Origin of the sequence: Pseudomonas sp. SWRI99 (assembly GCF_014270125.1) — a bacterium.
GTDB lineage: Bacteria > Pseudomonadota > Gammaproteobacteria > Pseudomonadales > Pseudomonadaceae > Aquipseudomonas > Aquipseudomonas hamedanensis.
Window position 1 is genome coordinate 1 of record NZ_JABWQR010000041.1, and the last position, 19,091, is coordinate 19,091.

A 19,091-nucleotide genomic window follows, 5' to 3' on the forward strand; every position below is an offset into this window, starting at 1 on the left:
TAGGTCATCGTCAAGATTAAATTCCGAAACCCCAATTGCGAAAGCAGTTGGGGTTTTGTTTTGCCTGCGAGAAAGTTCTTACAGCATTCGCAGACGCCGTCCGGCTGTCACAACCTGCCGACAATGCTAAGGTTCTGCCCTGGCTTTCGTACTTCTCCAAGGAAACCTCTATGCCGGACGCCCAGTCCCTCAACGCTGCATTCATGGTGGTCCAGAGCAACAGCCTGGACGAACTGCGCAGCCTGGTGGTCAGCATCATGCGTCGTTACCCATTGGCGCCACTGGAGAACGAGATTGCGCTGGTGCAAAGCAACGGCATCGCTCAATGGCTCAAGTTGGCCTTGGCCGAAGATCCGCAAGAGGGCGACCTGGGTGGCTGCGGTATCGCTGCGGCGATCGATGTGCAACTACCTGGCAGTTTCATGTGGCAGCTCTATCGCATGGTTTTGGGGCGCGACGAAATTCCAGCCAAATCCCTGCTCGATAAGGCGCCGCTGACCTGGCGTCTCATGCGGCTGCTCCCCCAGGTGATTGACCGCCCGCATTTCGAGCCGCTGCAACGCTTCCTCACCCACGACACCGATTTGCGTAAACGCTATCAACTGTCCGAGCGCCTGGCGGATCTATTCGACCAATATCAGGTGTACCGGGCCGATTGGCTTGAAGACTGGGCCGAAGGGCGGCACCAATTGCGAAATGTCCGAGGCGAAGCCAAAGCGCTGCCTGCCACCAGTTGCTGGCAAGCCGAACTGTGGCGCGCATTGCTGAATGATGTCGGCGAGCAAGGCATGGCGCAAAGTCGTGCCGGCGTTCATCAACGCTTTATCGAGCGAATCAACACCCTTGCCGAGGCGCCGGCGGTACTGCCATCACGGGTGATCGTTTTCGGGATTTCTTCGTTGCCGGCCCAAGTCCTTGAAGCACTGGCCGGGCTCGCGCGTTTCAGTCAGGTTCTGCTTTGTGTGCACAACCCTTGCCGACACCACTGGGCGGATATCGTCGCCGACAAGGATTTGCTGCGTCACCAATACAAGCGCCAGTCCCGTAAGAATGGAATGCCTGTTGTACTTGATCCCGAGATACTGCATCAACATGCTCACCCGCTCTTGGCTGCATGGGGTAAGCAAGGTCGGGATTACATCAATCTGCTCGACAGCTATGACGACCCCGACAGCTATCGTGCAGCCTTCCGCGATGGCCGCATCGACCTGTTCAGTGAAACCCGGCCACAGAATCTGCTCAATCAACTGCAGGACGACATTTTAGAACTGCGCCCACTCAACGAGACGCGCGAGCACTGGCCTGCTGTCGATCTGCAAAAAGACGAGTCGATCCGTTTTCACATCGCCCACAGCGCTCAACGCGAAGTGGAAGTCCTGCATGACCAGTTACTCGCGCGTTTCAGCGCCAATCCGGACCTGCGCCCTCGCGATGTTATTGTGATGGTGCCCGATATCGACAGCTATGCACCGCATATCCGCGCGGTGTTTGGTCAGCTTGATCGGCACGATCCACGTTTCATTCCCTTCACCTTGGCGGATCAGGGCCAGCGGGGCCGCGATCCGCTGCTGATTGCGGTCGAGCATCTGCTTAAACTCCCCGACAGTCGTTTTCCCGTCAGCGAGATTCTCGATCTGCTCGACGTCCCCGCCTTACGCGCCCGTTTCGGTGTGGAGGAGCGTGACCTGCCCACATTGCATCGCTGGATCGAGGGCGCGGGGGTGCGCTGGGGCATGAACGCCGAACAACGCGCAGGGCTGGGTTTGCCGGAGGAACTTGAGCAAAACAGCTGGCATTTCGGTCTGCGGCGGATGCTGCTCGGTTACGCCGTCGGCAGCGCCGGCGCCTGCGCAGGGATTGAACCCTATGATGAAATTGGTGGGCTGGACGCCGCATTGATCGGTCCACTGGTTGCCCTGCTGGATGCATTGGAACTCGCCCATCAGCAGCTCATGCAACCGGCGCAACCCAAGGAATGGGGCCAGCGCCTGCACGCGCTCATGCAGTTGTTCTTCAAGGCGAGCAATGAGCACGACGATTACCTGCTGGCTCAGTTGGAAGAGCTTCGCGAAACCTGGCTGGAAACCTGTGAAGCGGTCGGTCTGGTCGATGACCTGCCGTTGACGGTCGTTCGTGAGGCTTGGCTTGCCGGTCTGGACCAGGGCCGCTTATCTCAGCGTTTCCTCGCCGGGGCGGTAAATTTCTGCACGCTGATGCCGATGCGCGCCATTCCGTTCAAACTGGTGTGTTTGCTGGGCATGAACGATGGCGATTACCCCCGTGCGCAACCGCCGCTGGACTTCGACCTGATGGGCAGCGACTACCGCCCGGGCGATCGATCGCGGCGTGAGGACGACCGTTATCTGTTGCTTGAGGCGCTCCTTTCCGCGCGCGATCAGCTATATATCAGTTGGGTCGGGCGCAGCATTCGCGACAACAGCGAGCGGCCTGCTTCGGTACTGATCGGCCAGTTGCGCGATCATCTCGCCAGCGGCTGGCGTCTGCTGGAGGAAGGTCAGGATCTGCTCGGGGCGATGACCCAAGAGCACCCACTGCAGCCGTTCAGTGCGCGTTATTTCCATGAGGGGGACCCACTGTTCAGCTATGCCAGTGAATGGCAGGTGCTGCATCAGCAACAGGCAACCGATAACCACGCAGAATTACTCTCCGCCTTTGTTCAGGAAGAGCCGCTGAGCCTGGCCCTGCTGCAGGATTTTTTGCGTAACCCGGTAAGGCATTTCTTCACGCAACGACTGAAAGTGTTTTTCGAAGCGGCCGAGGCGCCGCTCGCTAATGAAGAACCCTTCGTGCTGGACGCTTTGCAGCGTTATACGCTCAGCGACAGCCTGCTCGAGGCAGCGCTCGGGCAACCGGACAATATCGTCCAGGCGCTCGAAACCCAGGCACGACGTCTGCAAAACAGCGGGCTATTACCAATGGCCGGATTTGGCGAATGCCTGCAACGCGAATTGATCGAACCGCTGCCCGATCTGGTGCAGCGTTATCAACAGTTGCTGACGTTATGGCCGACGCCATTGACCAGCGCGATTGCGCTCAATCTCGACCTTCAGGGTTTACGTATCGACGGATGGCTTTCAGGTCTGCATCAACGCGCCGACGGTGGCCTGCTATCAGTCACGACCATTCCCAATAGCATCGGCTCGATCAAAAGTCGCAAGTGGCATCGGTTGACCAAACCGTGGGTCAATCACCTTGTGGCCTGTGCAAGCGGACTGGCATTGACCACGGCACTGGTTGCCAGTGACGACACCTTGCTGCTTGAACCGATGGCGCAAGACCGTGCGCTGGGGTTGCTTGGCGACCTGCTCCTCGCCTGGCAGGCTGGTATGCGTCAACCTTTGCCGATCGCTGTGAAAACCGCTTTTGCCTGGTTGTCCCAGACCGATCCGCTCAAGGCCGAAGCCGCGGCCCGCAAAGCCTATGAAGGTGACGGCCAGACCAGCGATGGCGAACGCCGTGAGAGCCCGGCGCTGTCACGCCAGTTTGCCGACTTCGATGCATTAATGATGGACGAGACATTCTCCGGTTGGTGCGACGCCTTGTATCGGCCATTGCTCGAAGCCCCTTGGCGTTCATTGTCCAGTGACGGGGCATGTGCATGAGTACGAAAACACCTTTGGCGCTGGCATTTCCTCTGCGTGGCAGCCAGTTGATCGAAGCCAGCGCCGGCACGGGCAAGACTTTCACCATCTCGGCGCTTTATCTGCGGCTGATCCTGGGACACGGTGGTGAGGCCAGCAGCTTCGGCCGCGAACTGCTGCCGCCGCAAATTCTGGTCGTGACGTTCACCGATGCCGCGACCAAAGAACTGCGCGAGCGGATTCGTACACGGCTGGCCGAAGCCGCACGCTTCTTTCGTGACGAGACGCCGGCTCCGGACGGCTTGATCGCCGAACTGCGTGGCCAGTTTGATCACCAGCAATGGCCAGGTTGCGCCAATCGTCTTGATATTGCTGCGCAGTGGATGGACGAAGCCGCCGTTTCGACCATTCACAGCTGGTGCCAGCGCATGTTGCGTGAACATGCTTTCGACAGCGGAAGCCTGTTCACCCAATCGCTGGAGACCGATCACAGCGATTTGCTCGGCGAAGTGCTGCGTGATTACTGGCGGTTGTTCTGCTACCCGATGCAGGGAGACGCCCTGAACTGGGTTCGCAGCAATTGGGGCGGCCCTGCGGCTCTGCTCCCGCGCGTTCGCGGTCTGTTCGCCAGCGCGCGCGACAGTGACGAAGACAAGACGCCCTCCGAGCTGATCGACGCCTGCTTGCTGGAACGCCGTGCGGCCTTGAGCGAGCTGAAAATGCCGTGGCGCCAATGGGCAGACGAACTGCTCGCGACTTGTCACCAAGGCGTTGCCAGCAAAACTGTCGACGGTCGCAAGATGCAGGCGCGCTACTTCGAACCGTGGTTCGAGAAACTCAAGGCATGGGCCGAGGACGAAGCTCTGGAGCAGTTGGACATCGGCACCGGTTTCAGTCGGCTGACTCCCGATGGCATGGCTGAAGCCTGGAAGGGCCAGGCGCCGAATCATCCGGGGCTGGACGCCATGCCCGGACTCAAGTCGAGTCTCGACGCGTTGCCGACTCCTGATGCGGCGGTTTTGCAGCACGCGGCCAAGTGGGTCGGCGCGCGCTTCGAAGAAGAAAAACGCCGTCGCGCCGAAATGGGTTTTGACGACATGCTTTTGCGCCTGGATGCCGCGCTGCAATCGGAGGGCGGTGAGCGTCTTGCGACATTGATTCGCGAGCAATTCCCGGTGGCGCTGATCGATGAGTTCCAGGACACCGACCCGGTGCAGTACCGGATTTTCGAGAGTATTTATCGCATCGAAGACAACAGTCCCGACACCGGCCTGTTTCTGATCGGCGATCCCAAACAGGCGATTTACGCCTTCCGTGGCGCGGACATCTACACCTATCTGCGTGCGCGCCAGGCCACCGCCGGACGCTTGCATACGCTGGGCACTAACTTTCGATCCAGCCATGGCATGGTCAAGGCGGTCAATCATGTATTCGAGCGCGCCGAGTCCCGCGAGCAGGGGCGCGGCGCGTTTTTGTTCCGGGAGAGTAACGGCGAAAATCCCGTGCCGTTCCTGGCCGTCGACTCTCAGGGACGCAAAGAAAAATTTCAGATTGCCGGCAAGGACGTCGCGGCGCTCAACGTCTGGCTGTTGAGCAGCGACCAGCCATTGTCAGGCGCGGTGTATCGACAACAATTGGCGGCGGCCTGTGCCAGCGAAATCACCGCGTTGCTTAATGGCGGACAGCGCGGCAGTGCTGGATTCGTTCGGGCCGGCAACGATTTCGTCGGCCTGCGCCCCTCGGATATCGCGATCCTCGTTCGTGATGGCAAGGAGGCGCAGGCCGTGCGCAGTGAGCTTGCCGCCCGTGGGGTGCGCAGTGTCTACCTGTCTGACAAGGACTCGGTTTTCGCCTCGCAGGAAGCGCACGACCTGCTGTCCTGGCTCAAGGCCTGCGCCGAACCTGACGTCGAGCGCTTGCTCAAGGCCGCGTTGGCCTGCATCACGCTGAACCTGCCTTTGGCTGAACTGGAACGACTCAACCAGGACGAGCTGGTCTGGGAGGCCCGCGTCATGCAGTTTCGCGGTTATCGCGACATCTGGCGCAAGCAGGGCGTACTGCCGATGCTGCGACGCCTGCTGCACGACTTTCATTTGCCGCAGACCCTGATGGCTCGCAGCGATGGCGAGCGAGTGCTGACCAACCTTTTGCACCTGTCCGAACTGATGCAGCAAGCCGCCGCCGAACTCGATGGCGAACAAGCACTGATTCGCCACTTGGCCGAGCTCCTGGCCTTGTCCGGTCAGGCCGGCGAGGAGCAGATCCTGCGTCTGGAAAGCGACGAGCAGTTGGTCAAAGTGGTGACCATCCACAAATCGAAAGGGCTCGAGTATCCATTGGTGTTCCTGCCATTCGTGTGTTCGGCAAAACCGGTCGACGGCAGCCGTTTGCCGCTGCATTACCATGACGCGACGGGCACGGCGCAGGTCAGCCTGAAACCGACCGCCGAGTTGATCGCGCAAGCGGACGAAGAGCGTCTGGCCGAAGATTTGCGCCTGCTCTATGTCGCCTTGACCCGCGCGCAGCATGCCTGTTGGCTGGGAGTGGCGGACCTCAAGCGCGGCAATAACAGCAGCTCGGTTCTGCACCTTTCAGCGTTGGGGTATCTGCTCGGCGGTGGGGCATCTCTGGAGGAGTCGGCAGGACTCGGACGTTGGTTGCAAGACCTGCAGCAAGACTGTCCGGTGATCGCTATTGATGGAATGCCGCCGCCCACCGACGAACACTACCAGCCTGTGCGCAGCGAAGCTGTCCTCAGTGCCACGCTGTTGCCCAAGCGCAAGGCGAGCGAGAACTGGTGGATCGCGTCCTACAGCGCCCTGCGTATCAGTGACATTTTAAGTAGCGGCAGCGACGAAGCGCCGGACAGTCCGCAAGCACAAAAGCTGTTCGATGACGAACGCCTCGACCCTGACGCCCCGCGCGAAATCATGGCCGGCGGCGCCGATATCCATCGTTTCCCCCGTGGCCCAAATCCCGGGACGTTTCTTCACGGTTTGCTGGAGTGGGCGGGGAGTGACGACAGCTTCGTAGTAACGCGCGAGGCGCTGGAGGATGCCGTCGCCCGTCGTTGCAACCTGCGTGGCTGGGAAGGCTGGATTACCACCTTGAGTGACTGGCTGCAGCATCTGCTCAAATCTCCCTTGCCGATTGCCGATGGGCAGCCGCCGGTGATTCTCGAGCAACTAAAGCAGTACCGCGTAGAAATGGAGTTCTGGTTCGCCAGCCATAAAGTCGACGTGCTCAAACTCGATGAACTGGTCCGCCAGCAGACCCACAACGGCGTCGCTCGCGTGGCGGCAGAGCCGGTGCAACTGAACGGCATGTTCAAGGGCTTCATCGACCTGACCTTCGAGCACCATGGCCGTTATTACGTCGCGGATTACAAATCCAACTGGCTGGGTGTGGATGATCTCGCCTACACCAGGCAAGCGATGGAACAGTCGATTCTCGACAACCGCTACGACTTGCAATATGTGCTCTACCTGCTGGCACTGCATCGTCAGCTCAAGGCCCGCTTGCCCGACTACGATTACGACCGGCACGTCGGCGGTGCGCTGTATCTTTTCCTGCGCGGCACTCGCGCCGACAGTCGTGGCGTCTATTTCGCTCGTCCGCCTCGTGAGTTGATCGAACGGCTGGACCGGATGTTTCAGGGCCAACCCGAACCCAAGGCCGAACCCGCATGGGAACAGGGAGTCCTGCTATGAGCCGCACCTTTGCCGATCTGTTGCCGACACCGTTGACGGCCGAGAGTCTCTCTGGACTTGCGCCACTGACCCGCGCCGATGATCTGCTGCTGTTGCTGACCCGCTGGGTCGAACGCGGCTGGCTTCGCGCGCTGGACAAGGCATTCGTTGCCTTCCTTCACGAGCTTGAGCCGGATACCGATCCGTTGGTGCTGCTTGCCGCTGCGTTGACCAGCCATCAACTGGGTCACGGACACGTCTGCCTCGATTTGTTCGAAACCTTGAAGGCCCCGGATTTCGCCCTGTCATTACCGCCCGAGGGCGACGTGCAAGGCGGCGTGTTGCTACTGCCTTCGCAGTTGCTTGAAGCGCTGGATGGTGCGCATTGGTGCAAAACCCTGGCGGGTAGCCGCCTGGTGGCGCTCGCCGTCGATTCCAGTGAAACAGCGCAAGAGCGCCCGCTGGTGCTGTCCGGCAAACGCCTGTACCTGCGCCGTTACTGGACTTACGAAAGGCGCATCGACAGCGCGTTGCGCCAACGTCTCGCCCAAGGTGAGGCGCCACCGAATGATCTGCCGCAACGCCTCGACGAGCTGTTTGGTTCGGCCAGAGCGGGCGCGCTGATCGACTGGCAGAAACTCGCCTGTGCCCTCGCCACCCGCGGTGCCTTCAGCATTGTCACGGGCGGTCCGGGCACCGGTAAAACAACGACGGTGGTGCGCCTGCTCGCCTTGCTGCAAGCGCCGGCGGTGGAGTCCGGTCATCCGCTGCGCATCCGCCTCGCCGCCCCGACCGGAAAAGCCGCTGCGCGGTTGACCGAGTCGATCAGCCAGCAAGTGCAATCGTTGAAAGTCGCCGAAGACGTGCGGGCAAAAATTCCCTGCGATGTGACCACCGTGCACCGCTTGCTTGGCAGCCGTCCCGGCACACGGCACTTCCGTCACCACGCGGGCAATCGTCTTCCGCTGGATGTGCTAGTGGTCGATGAAGCCTCGATGATTGACCTGGAAATGATGGCCAACCTGCTCGACGCATTGCCCGATCACGCCCGTCTGGTGTTGCTGGGTGACAAGGACCAACTGGCGTCTGTGGAGGCCGGCGCAGTGCTCGGGGATCTTTGCCGTGACGCCGAACACGGCTGGTACAACCCGCAGACCCGAGAGTGGCTGGAGTCGGTCAGTGGCGAGCGCCTGCAGGGCAGCGGCTTGTTCGAGGACGTCGATGGCTCGCATCCGTTGGCGCAACAGGTGGTGATGCTGCGTCACTCGCGGCGCTTTGGCGAGGGCAGTGGGATTGGCCAGCTCGCGCGCCGGGTCAACCAGCAGTTACCGGATGAGGCGCGTCAGTTATTGGCGGGCGGGCATTATGAGGATGTTTATTCACTGCCGCTAAAGGGCGAGCATGACCACACGCTGGAGCGTCTGCTGCTTGAAGGGCACGGGGAGGGGCCGCAAGGTTACCGGCATTATCTGAGCCTGCTGCGCAATCAGCGTCCGGCGCAGGGCCGGCCGCTCGAGCATCCGGACTGGGTCGACTGGGCTCGCGAAGTCTTGGAGGCGTTCGACACCTTTCAGTTGTTGTGCGCTGTGCGCAAGGGACCGTGGGGTGTCGAAGGCTTGAACCAGCGCATCACTGCCGCGTTGCTCAAGGCGCGTCTGATCGACAACGACCAGCAGTGGTACGAAGGCCGTCCGGTGTTGATGACCCGAAACGACTACGGCCTCGGCTTGATGAATGGCGACATCGGCATCGCCCTCAAGCTGCCCGAGCGCGAAGGGCCGGATGCCGGCAAAACGGTTTTGCGCGTGGCCTTTCCACGCAACGATGGGCAAGGCGGGGTGCGCTTCGTCCTGCCCAGCCGGCTCAATGATGTGGAAACCGTCTATGCAATGACGGTACACAAGTCGCAGGGTTCGGAATTTGCCCACACCGCTTTGATCCTGCCGGATGCTCTGAATCCGGTGCTGACCAAGGAGTTGATTTACACCGGCATCACCCGGGCCAAGCACTGGTTCACCTTGATCGAGCCGCGCGCCGGGGTCTTCGAAGAGGCGGTCCAGCGCAAGGTCAAGCGTCTGAGCGGGCTGATGCTGGAGCTGGAGGAGGGCAGCGAACCTCGCGGATGAGAACCTCGGCGCGCCGTGGCGATTGCTGACCAACCGGTCAGAGGTCGCCGCCTCGCTGGTGTTTCAACGCTGTGCTATCGTTGCGGCATCATTTCGCTACAACCCAAGAGAATCCCTGCATGAAGGTGTCTGTCTCGGCGACAGGGCGCGTCATTGGCGGCAAGCACGTGTTGCGCGTCGGTTTGCTCTGGTTGCTGGCGAGCGCGGCCTGCGCACAGCCGTCAACATCGCCGGGCATGGCGGAGCAGCGAGCCAAATCAGTCACCCAAGTGGTTCTTGGCATCCTCAGTTATGCGCGCTGGCCGGTTGAGCCAGCACAACTGCGCCTGTGCATCGTCGGCCCTACCGAATACACCGACGATCTGGTCAAAGGCACCACGCAGGCGACCGGTCGACCGGTGACGGTACGTCGCCTGCTGGCCGACAACCCGGCCATCGTCAATCAATGCGATGCGGTCTACATCGGCAAACTCACCGCCGATGAGCGCAGCCGGCTGTTCGCCGCGTTGATCGGCCATCCGGTGCTGAGCATCAGCGAAAGCGATGACCAATGCACCGTCGGCAGTCTGTTCTGCCTGCGCGTAGGGGATGAGCAAGTGTCCTTCGAGGTCAACCTCGACTCCGTCGCCCGCAGCGGCGTGCGCATTCATCCAAGCGTGCTGCAATTGTCGCGTCGCAAAGCGGCGGCACCATGAGGCTATTCACATCGAAAACCCGCCCGACCCTGGGCTCGGTCATTGGCCGTGGACATCTGATCGTCGCGCTGGTGGGGGTCGCGATGGCCAGTGTTTCGCTGACCTTGCTTGGCGTGTTGGCGCTACGGGTTTACGCCGATCACAATCTGCACCTGATTGCTCGCTCGATCAGCTACACCGTTGAGGCCGCTGTAGTTTTCAACGACAAGGCGGCAGCCACTGAAGCGCTGGCCCTGATCGCCGCCACCGAGGAAGTGGCAGATGCCAAGGTGCTGGACGCTCAAGGCCAATTGATTGCGCAATGGCAGCGAGCTGAAAGCGGTCTGTTCTCCGAGCTGGAAATGCAGATCACCCGCGCCGTCCTGGAAAAACCGGTCAGCCTGCCGATCGAGCATCAGAATCGCGAAATCGGCCGGGTATTGCTCATCGGTCACGGCGGTAGCCTGATGCGCTTTCTGCTCAGCGGCCTGGCCGGCATTGTGCTGTGCACCGCGATCAGCGCCTGGGTTGCGCTCTATCTGGCGCGGCGGCAGTTGCGCGCCATCATCGGCCCGTTGCACGGCCTCGCTAAAGTGGCGCATGCCGCGCGTAGCGAACGCGCGCTGGATCGGCGCGTGCCGCCGGCGCAGATTGCCGAACTCGACAACCTCGGCAACGACTTCAATGCCCTGCTCGATGAACTGGAGTCCTGGCAGACCCACCTGCAAAACGAAAACGAAACCCTCGCCCATCAAGCCAGCCACGACAGCCTCACCGGTCTGCCGAACCGGGCGTTTTTCGAAGGACGGCTGATTCGTGCCTTGCGAAACGGCAAGAAACTGAACGAGCGTGTCGCCGTGTTGTTTCTCGACAGTGACCGTTTCAAAGGCATCAACGATAACTTCGGCCACGCCGCCGGCGACGCGGTGTTAGTGGCTGTCGCCAATCGCGTCCGCGCGCAACTGCGTGAAGAAGATCTGGTGGCGCGGCTGGGCGGTGACGAGTTCGCCGTGTTACTCACACCGCTGCACTCGGTCGAAGACGCCGAGCGCATTGCCGACAAAATCCTCGCCAGCATGGACATGCCCATTGCGCTGCCGGGTGACAGCAGTGTCGTGACTTCGCTCAGTATCGGCGTCGCGGTTTTTCCCGATCATGGCACCACGCCCGGTGCTCTGCTCAATGCCGCCGACGCAGCGATGTACCAGGCCAAACGCCTGTCGCGCGGTGCGCAATTCACGGCCGGGTCGGAGGACCCGGTCGATCCCGTTCAATCCAGGAGCTGAACCCGTGTTTATAGTGTCCAAGCGATCTTTTTTTGCGTTGCTATTGATGGCGGCGTTGGCCCTGAGCGGCTGCCAAAGCACGCTAAAAGGCCTTTCTCCTGCACAGATCGCCGTGCTCAAACAGCAAGGTTTTGAACTGACCGACGAAGGTTGGGAATTTGGCCTGTCGGGCAAGGTGCTGTTCGGCAGTGACGTCGAAAGCCTGAATGCGCCCAGCACGCAAATCGTCGAACGCATCGGCAAGGCCTTGCTGGGCGCCGGCATCGAACGCGTACGGGTCGACGGTCATACCGATGCGTCAGGCAAGGAGATCTACAACCAGCAATTGTCGCTGCGCCGGGCCAAAAGCGTCGCCAACGTGCTGGGCACAATCGGCATGAAACCCGAGAATATCCAGCTGCAGGGCCTCGGCAGCAGCGAACCGGTGGCGCCCAACGACACCGCCGCGGGTCGCACGGAAAACCGCCGGGTGTCGATTGTGGTCAGCGCCGGTTAATCGGCAAAGCGCATTTCCCGCGTCTGCCCCATCAGTAATGCCTGATTACGCTCAGTCACTTCCCTGATGTAATCCCACAACAACGTAATCCGCTTGAGCTTGCGCAGATCCTCCCGGCAGTACATCCAGAACTGCCGGGTGATATCGATTTCCTCCGGCAGCACCGGTAGCAGACGCGGATCTTGCGCGGCGAGGAAGCACGGCAGAATGGCCAGCGAGCGCCCCTGCTGCGCCGCAACGAATTGCGCGATCACGCTGGTGCTGCGCAAATGCGCACTGGCACCGGGCAGCACGTTGGCCAGGTAAAGCAGCTCCGAGCTGAACGCCAGATCATCCACATAACTGATGAATTGATGCTTGCTCAAGTCAGCCGGGCGGCGGATCGGTGGGTGTTTGTCCAGATAGTCTTGAGTCGCGTAGAGCTGCAAGCGGTAGTCGCAGAGTTTGCAGCAGACATACGGCCCGTGTTCCGGGCGCTCCAGCGCAATGACGATGTCGGCCTCGCGCTTGGACAGGCTGATGAAGTGTGGCAGCGGCAGGATGTCCACTGAAATCGCGGGGTAGGCGTCGACGAAATGGCTCAATTGCGGCGTGATGAAAAAGCTGCCGAAGCCTTCGGTGCAACCCATGCGCACATGCCCGGACAGCGCCACGCCTGAGCCGGAGACCTGCTCGCAGGCCATGTGCAGCGTGCTTTCGATCGACTCGGCATACCCGAGCAAACGCTGGCCTTCGGCAGTCAGGACAAAGCCGCTGGTGCGGGACTTTTCGAACAACAGCGTACCGAGCGCCGCTTCCAGTGAGCCGATCCGCCGCGACACTGTTGTGTAGTCGACGGCCAGGCGTTTGGCGGCGGTGCTGGCCTTGCGGGTACGGGCGACTTCGAGGAAAAACTTCAAGTCATCCCAGTTCAGCGAGCCTAATGAGGTGATGTTTTTTTGCATGATGGACGGGCTTTTATGTGCGTTCTTATTAGAAGTTTGCACATCTATACTCCAAAAACAGTCCGACAACCAATTCGTGACACACGCCTCATCTCAAGGCGAACCTTTCGCCTTGGCTCCTACGATAAAAACAAGTTTCGGAGACCAGCATGAACGCATCGCTTACGCCCAACGAAACCACGGTCCAGAAGGTCAAGCTGTTGATCGACGGCGAGTGGGTCGAATCGCAGACCGCCGAATGGCACGACATCGTCAACCCGGCGACCCAGCAAGTGCTGGCCAAGGTCCCGTTCGCCACCGCCGCTGAGGTCGATGCCGCTGTCAGCGCCGCCCAGCGTGCCTTCCAGACCTGGAAACTGACCCCGATCGGCGCGCGGATGCGCATCATGCTCAAGCTGCAAGCGCTGATCCGCGAACATTCCAAGCGCATCGCCGTGGTCCTCAGCGCCGAGCAAGGCAAGACCATCGCTGACGCTGAGGGCGATATTTTTCGTGGCCTAGAAGTGGTCGAACACGCCTGCTCCATCGGCTCCCTGCAAATGGGCGAGTTCGCCGAGAATGTCGCGGGTGGTGTCGACACCTATACGCTGCGCCAGCCGATCGGCGTCTGCGCTGGCATCACGCCGTTCAACTTTCCGGCAATGATTCCGCTGTGGATGTTCCCGATGGCGATCGCCTGCGGCAACACCTTCGTTCTCAAGCCTTCGGAACAGGATCCGCTGTCGACCATGCTGCTGGTCGAATTGGCGATCGAGGCCGGCGTTCCTGCTGGCGTCCTCAACGTTGTTCATGGCGGTAAAGATGTGGTCGATGGCCTGTGCACGCACAAGGACATCAAAGCCGTGTCATTCGTTGGTTCGACCGCGGTCGGCACTCACGTTTACGATCTTGCCGGTAAACACGGCAAACGCGTGCAGTCGATGATGGGCGCGAAAAACCACGCCGTGGTGCTGCCGGATGCCAATCGCGAGCAAGCGCTGAACGCCTTGGTCGGCGCCGGTTTCGGTGCAGCCGGGCAACGCTGCATGGCCACCTCGGTGGTGGTGCTGGTCGGTGCCGCAAAACAATGGCTGCCGGATCTGAAAGCGCTGGCGCAGAAACTCAAGGTCAACGCCGGCAGCGAGCCGGGCACCGACGTCGGCCCGGTGATCTCGAAAAAAGCCAAGGCGCGCATTCTTGAACTGATCGAAAGCGGCATCAAGGAAGGTGCCAAGCTTGAACTGGACGGTCGCGACATCAGCGTGCCGGGCTACGAACAGGGCAACTTTGTCGGTCCGACCCTGTTTTCGGGCGTGACCACCGACATGCAGATCTACACCCAGGAAATCTTCGGCCCGGTGCTGGTGGTGCTGGAAGTCGATACCCTCGATCAAGCGATTGCCCTGGTCAACGCCAACCCGTTCGGCAACGGCACCGGTCTGTTCACCCAGAGCGGCGCGGCGGCGCGCAAATTCCAGAGTGAAATCGACGTCGGTCAGGTCGGCATCAATATTCCGATTCCGGTGCCGGTGCCGTTCTTCAGCTTCACCGGTTCGCGCGGTTCGAAACTCGGCGACCTCGGCCCGTACGGCAAGCAAGTGGTGCAGTTCTACACGCAGACCAAAACGGTCACGGCGCGCTGGTTCGATGACGACAGCGTCAACGACGGCGTGAACACCACCATCAACCTGCGCTGAGGAATCGATCATGAAAATCGCATTTATCGGGCTGGGCAACATGGGCGCGCCGATGGCCCGGAACTTGATCAAGGCCGGCCACTCGCTGAACCTGGTCGACCTGAACAAAACCGTGCTGGCGGAACTGGAGCAACTGGGCGGGACCATCCGCGGATCGGCGCGCGAGGCGGCGGAAGATGCCGATCTGGTGATCACCATGCTGCCGGCCGCTGTGCATGTGCGCAGCGTCTGGCTGGGCGAAGAGGGCGTACTCGCCGGGATTCGCCAAGGCGTACCGGCGGTGGATTGCAGCACCATCGATCCGCAGACCGCCCGCGATGTGGCCGCCGCGGCGGCGAAACACGGCGTGGCCATGGCCGATGCGCCAGTCTCCGGCGGCACTGGCGGCGCGACGGCCGGGACACTGACCTTCATGGTCGGCGCCACCCCGGAACTGTTCGCGACGCTGCAACCGGTGCTGGCGCAAATGGGCCGTAACATCGTGCACTGCGGTGAAGTCGGCACCGGGCAGATCGCCAAGATCTGCAACAACCTGCTGCTGGCGATTTCCATGGTTGGCGTCAGTGAAGCGATGGCCTTGGGTGATGCACTGGGCATCGACACTGGCGTGCTGGCCGGCATCATCAACAGCTCGACCGGGCGTTGCTGGAGTTCGGAGATGTACAACCCGTGGCCGGGCATCGTCGAAACGGCCCCGGCTTCGCGCGGTTATACCGGCGGATTCGGTGCGGAATTGATGCTCAAGGATCTCGGGCTGGCGACGGAAGCGGCAAGGCAGGCGCATCAACCGGTGGTGCTCGGCGCGGTGGCGCAGCAGTTGTATCAGGCGATGAGCCAGCGCGGTGACGGCGGGAAAGACTTTTCGGCGATCATCAACAGCTATCGCAAGCCGCAGTAACTGTTCAAAAATCTGAGGTGAAAGGGCTTTTTGTGGCGAGGGAGCTTGCTCCCGCTGGTCTGCGCAGCAGGCCTAAACACGGCAAATGCGGTTCTTCAGAAAAACCGCATTTGCTGAGGTTACGTCTGCTGCGCAGCCGAGCGGGAGCAAGCTCCCTCGCCACAGGTGATCTCCCGGCTTTTTTGCATCAAGCAAAGACGAAATATTTACGCACGGTCTCGACCACTTCCCACGTGCCTTTCATCCCTGGCTCAACCACGAAGATATCGCCAGCGCGCAGGTGAATCGGCGCCATGCCGTCCGGGGTGATCACGCAGTAACCTTCCTGGAAATGGCAGTATTCCCACTTCACATATTCGACGCGCCACTTGCCCGGTGTGCAGATCCAGGTGCCCATGATCTTGCTGCCGTCTTCGCTGGTGTAGGCGTTGAGGTTGACGGTGTGCGGGTCGCCTTCGAGTTTTTCCCACTTGCAGGCGTCGAGTACCGGCAGCGGGTGAGTGTCGCGCAGAACGGTGATAGGGGCGGTCGCGGTCATGGGGACTCCGGGGCTAGTGGACTTGAGAATTGAAGTCGCACCCTATAGCGCCCGGTTAGCGTCCGGTTGTCTGGGGTCGACATCGGGGTGCTCAGAAACGCGCGCATCGATGAGCGCTTGTAACAACGCCTGGGCATAACCTGGCAGCGCCGCGAAATCTCTCGCGCAAAGCAACAACGTGCGGCGGGCCCAGGGCTCATTGAGTGTCACGCGCTTGAATCGGCCGACCGTCGCGCGCTGCACCGCTGCCAGCGGCACGATGCCCAGGCCGGCACCACGCGCGACCATGCGCATCACGCCATCGAAACCGTCAGCGCGGATGCGCACCTGCATCCGCGCGCCGCTGTGCAGCGCCTGTTCTTCCAGATAAATCGCCAGTGCACTGTCGGCGCTCAGTCCCACGAAATCGTGTTGCAACGCATCGCTGAAATTGACCTCGTCGACGTCAGACAACGGGTGGTCGTGCGGCAGAATCAGCACCAGCGGATCGTCACGAAACGCCTCAGTCTGTAGGCCGTTGGTGTCGACCGCGTCGGAGACTATGCCCAGATCCGCTGCGCCTTCACGCAAGGCATGGGTAATCCGCGCGCTCGGCAATTCCTGTAAATCGATGTCGAGATTGGGCTGGTCACGCAGAAAATCAGCGAGCACTTCCGGCAGGTATTCAGTGATTGCCGTGGTGTTGCACAACAGCCGCACCTGACCTTTGACGCCTTGGGCGTATTCGGCGAGATCCTGCTGCATGCGTTCGGCCTGTTGCAAAAGGATGCGCGCGTGGTGGGCGAGGGCCTTGCCGGCCGGTGTCGGGGTGACACCACGGCGGCCGCGCTGCAGAAACCCGGTGCCCAGCGAGGCCTCCATCGCACGGATTCTGGCGCTGGCGGCGGCGAGGGACAAGTGGCTGCGCACGGCGCCGGCGGTGATGTTGCCGCTGTCGAGGATGTGCAGGTAGAGGCGCAGGTCGGTGAGGTTGAAGTGCATGGGTTTGCCTCTGGTTTTTGTGGTGGCTGGGCTGGCCCTTTCGCTGGCAAGCCAGCTCCCACAGGTTTCATTGTTGATCTCTAAATGGATGAACAACCGAGATCCTGTGGGAGCTGGCTTGCCAGCGATGAGGCCAGATGCATCACTGCAAACATCAGCCTCTTGCAAAGAAAGAGACACCCTCAGTATATGGCAGATTTTCACCCAGCCCCGATCAGCGCACATTACCCCCCATGCACACGCTAACCAACTTCTACCAAAACCTCGGCCTGACCCTGTCCCTGCTGGTCATCGCCACCTTCCTCCTCGCCGGCATGGTCAAAGGCGTGATAGGCCTCGGCCTGCCCACCGTCGCGATGGGTCTGCTCGGTCTGGCTATGGCGCCGGCACAGGCAGCCGCACTGTTGATCATCCCCGCAACCTTGACCAACCTCTGGCAACTTGCCTTCGGCGGTCATCTGAACAGTTTGATCAAACGCCTCTGGCCCCTGTTGCTGCTGATCTTTCTCGGCACGGGCCTCGGCACACTCTGGATCGGCATGTCCGGCGGGCACTGGGTGGTTCGCGGACTCGGCGCGGCGCTGTTGCTGTACGCATTGAGCGGACTTTTCCTGCCCACGCTGCACGTCAAACCGCGCCATGAAGCGTGGCTCGGCCCGCTGTGTGGCTTGATCACCGGCATCATCACCTCGGCCACCGGCGTGTTCGTCATTCCAGCGGTGCCGTATTTGCAGGCGTTGGGGCTGAGCCGCGATGAACTGGTGCAGGCGCTCGGCCTGTCGTTCACCGTCTCGACCCTGGCGCTGGCTGCCGGACTGCTCTGGCACGGCGCACTCGGCGGCGCTGAATTGAGCGCCTCGCTGCTGGCGCTGATCCCGGCCATGCTCGGCATGTGGCTCGGCCAATGGCTGCGCCAGCGCATCAGTGCGGTGTTGTTCAAGCGCGTGTTCTTTGTCGGACTGGGCGCGCTCGGCGCCCATTTGTTGATCAGCGGCTAGCCGAGGAGTCGCTGAGCATGTCGATCGGGCGGATGTCGAAATCACGCTCCAGATACTCCATGCGTTTGGCGAAAAACGCCTTCATGTGCGGTAACGCCGAGTGCACATCCAGATGCGCCTGGCTTTCCCAAATCTCGTAAAAGATAAACAGCGTCGGATCTTCCTTGTCGCGCAGCATGTGGTACTCGATGCAGCCGGGTTCGGCGCGGCTCGGTTCGACGTAGGCGCGGAACAGCGCTTCGAACGCGGCGGCTTTTTCCGGACGGGTCTTGGCGTGCAGGATGAAACCCTGGCGTTCACTCATCACAACTTCCTCGAATTCAGAAAGCGGCGAATGCTACGGCAACAATGCGCTATTGATTCGTGCGTTTTGCTCAATTGTATTTTGCGCCGATGTGGCTGTTTCCGCGCGAGGTCGATGGTTAATCTGCCGCCATTCCATTTCCTGATTCCAACCAGCTCAAGGGCTGCGCCGAGGTTTTCCGATGAAAAAAGTCCTGTTGCTCAATGGCGGTAAAAAATTCGCCCACTCCGATGGCCGCTACAACTCCACCCTGCACGAAACCGCACTGAGCGTGCTCGATCGCGGCGGTGTCGACGTCAAGACCACCTTCATCGATGAGGGCTACGACGTTGCCGAAGAAGTGGCCAAGTTCCTTTGGGCTGACGTGATCATTTATCAGATGCCAGGCTGGTGGATGGGCGCGCCGTGGACGGTGAAAAAATACATCGACGAAGTGTTCACTGAGGGCCATGGCAGCCTCTACGCCAGCGACGGCCGCACCCGCTCCGACGCTTCGCAGAAGTACGGCAGCGGCGGTCTGATTCAGGGCAAACAATACATGCTGTCGCTGACCTGGAACGCGCCGCAGCAAGCCTTCGATGACCCGACGGATTTCTTCGAAGCCAAAGGCGTGGACGCGGTGTATTTCCCGTTCCACAAGGCCAATGAGTTTCTGGGCATGACTGCGCTGCCGACGTTCCTCTGCGTCGACGTGATGAAGCGTCCGAATATCGAAAATGATGTGGTGCGCTATGAACAGCATCTGCAGCAGGTGTTTGGTCTCAAGGCGTAAGGCGATTCAGCTACTATCGAATAGCTCGACCCACTCTGTGGCGAGGGCGCTTGCTCCCGCCGGGGTGCGAAGCAGACCCCTGTTTTGAACACAAGAACACGGAGCGC

At 60.9% G+C, this 19,091-nt stretch carries 14 protein-coding genes; 10 read left to right on the plus strand and 4 right to left on the minus strand.

Features of this window, described 5'->3' with window-relative positions:
- Positions 1-170 precede the first annotated feature (170 nt).
- The 6 genes from recC (at position 171) to HU743_RS25215 (ending at position 11,873) form a co-directional block, all read left to right on the plus strand.
- Positions 171-3,623: an exodeoxyribonuclease V subunit gamma gene (gene recC / locus HU743_RS25190; RefSeq protein ID WP_186651951.1), complete on the plus strand. Its 3,453-nt coding sequence runs from the start codon at positions 171-173 to the stop codon at positions 3,621-3,623.
- Entirely contained in the window at positions 3,620-7,312 is a 3,693-nt protein-coding gene (recB, locus tag HU743_RS25195) for an exodeoxyribonuclease V subunit beta (protein ID WP_186651953.1), read from the plus strand. The genes recC and recB overlap by 4 nt, the downstream gene beginning before the upstream one ends.
- Positions 7,309-9,417, plus strand: a complete 2,109-nt coding sequence (recD, locus tag HU743_RS25200) for an exodeoxyribonuclease V subunit alpha (protein WP_186651955.1) — start codon at positions 7,309-7,311, stop codon at positions 9,415-9,417. Before recB ends, recD begins: the two co-directional genes overlap by 4 nt.
- Positions 9,418-9,536: 119 nt before the next feature.
- Positions 9,537-10,112, plus strand: a complete 576-nt coding sequence (locus tag HU743_RS25205; protein WP_186618579.1) for a YfiR family protein — start codon at positions 9,537-9,539, stop codon at positions 10,110-10,112.
- Positions 10,109-11,377: a diguanylate cyclase gene (locus HU743_RS25210; RefSeq protein ID WP_186618580.1), complete on the plus strand. Its 1,269-nt coding sequence runs from the start codon at positions 10,109-10,111 to the stop codon at positions 11,375-11,377. The genes HU743_RS25205 and HU743_RS25210 overlap by 4 nt, the downstream gene beginning before the upstream one ends.
- A gap of 46 nt (positions 11,378-11,423) precedes the next feature.
- Positions 11,424-11,873 (plus strand): OmpA family protein, encoded by a 450-nt coding sequence (locus HU743_RS25215; RefSeq protein ID WP_186652007.1) that lies wholly within the window; start codon positions 11,424-11,426, stop codon positions 11,871-11,873.
- Here the strand turns inward: HU743_RS25215 and HU743_RS25220 are convergent.
- Positions 11,870-12,817, minus strand: a complete 948-nt coding sequence (locus HU743_RS25220; protein ID WP_186618581.1) for a LysR family transcriptional regulator — start codon at positions 12,815-12,817, stop codon at positions 11,870-11,872. The genes HU743_RS25215 and HU743_RS25220 overlap by 4 nt on opposite strands.
- Before the next feature lie 149 nt (positions 12,818-12,966).
- On the opposite strand from HU743_RS25220, the gene HU743_RS25225 reads away from it, so the two are divergent.
- Both HU743_RS25225 and mmsB read left to right on the plus strand, forming a co-directional pair.
- A complete protein-coding gene (locus HU743_RS25225; protein ID WP_186651957.1) occupies positions 12,967-14,493 on the plus strand; it encodes a CoA-acylating methylmalonate-semialdehyde dehydrogenase in 1,527 nt (508 codons plus the stop codon).
- A 10-nt stretch (positions 14,494-14,503) separates the two neighbouring features.
- The gene (mmsB, locus tag HU743_RS25230) at positions 14,504-15,391 is read left to right on the plus strand and encodes a 3-hydroxyisobutyrate dehydrogenase (protein WP_186651959.1); all 888 of its coding nucleotides are present in this window, start codon (positions 14,504-14,506) and stop codon (positions 15,389-15,391) included.
- A 187-nt stretch (positions 15,392-15,578) separates the two neighbouring features.
- Here the strand turns inward: mmsB and HU743_RS25235 are convergent, their stop codons facing one another.
- The gene (locus HU743_RS25235) at positions 15,579-15,929 is read right to left on the minus strand and encodes a cupin domain-containing protein (RefSeq protein ID WP_122589396.1); all 351 of its coding nucleotides are present in this window, start codon (positions 15,927-15,929) and stop codon (positions 15,579-15,581) included.
- A gap of 42 nt (positions 15,930-15,971) precedes the next feature.
- Complete coding sequence (locus tag HU743_RS25240; protein ID WP_186651961.1) at positions 15,972-16,910, minus strand: LysR substrate-binding domain-containing protein; 939 nt, start codon at positions 16,908-16,910, stop codon at positions 15,972-15,974.
- Between the two features lie 233 nt (positions 16,911-17,143).
- Here HU743_RS25240 and HU743_RS25245 point away from each other — a divergent pair, with 233 nt between their 5' ends.
- A complete protein-coding gene (locus tag HU743_RS25245) occupies positions 17,144-17,908 on the plus strand; it encodes a sulfite exporter TauE/SafE family protein (RefSeq protein WP_186651963.1) in 765 nt (254 codons plus the stop codon).
- Here the strand turns inward: HU743_RS25245 and HU743_RS25250 are convergent.
- On the minus strand, positions 17,898-18,212 hold the full coding sequence (locus HU743_RS25250) for a putative quinol monooxygenase (protein ID WP_186651965.1): 315 nt from the start codon (positions 18,210-18,212) through the stop codon (positions 17,898-17,900). The genes HU743_RS25245 and HU743_RS25250 overlap by 11 nt on opposite strands.
- 181 nt (positions 18,213-18,393) lie before the next feature.
- Here HU743_RS25250 and HU743_RS25255 point away from each other — a divergent pair, with 181 nt between their 5' ends.
- Positions 18,394-18,984 carry an NAD(P)H-dependent oxidoreductase gene (locus HU743_RS25255; protein WP_186651967.1) on the plus strand — a complete coding sequence of 197 codons (591 nt, stop codon included), beginning with the start codon at positions 18,394-18,396 and terminating at the stop codon, positions 18,982-18,984.
- Positions 18,985-19,091 lie beyond the last annotated feature (107 nt).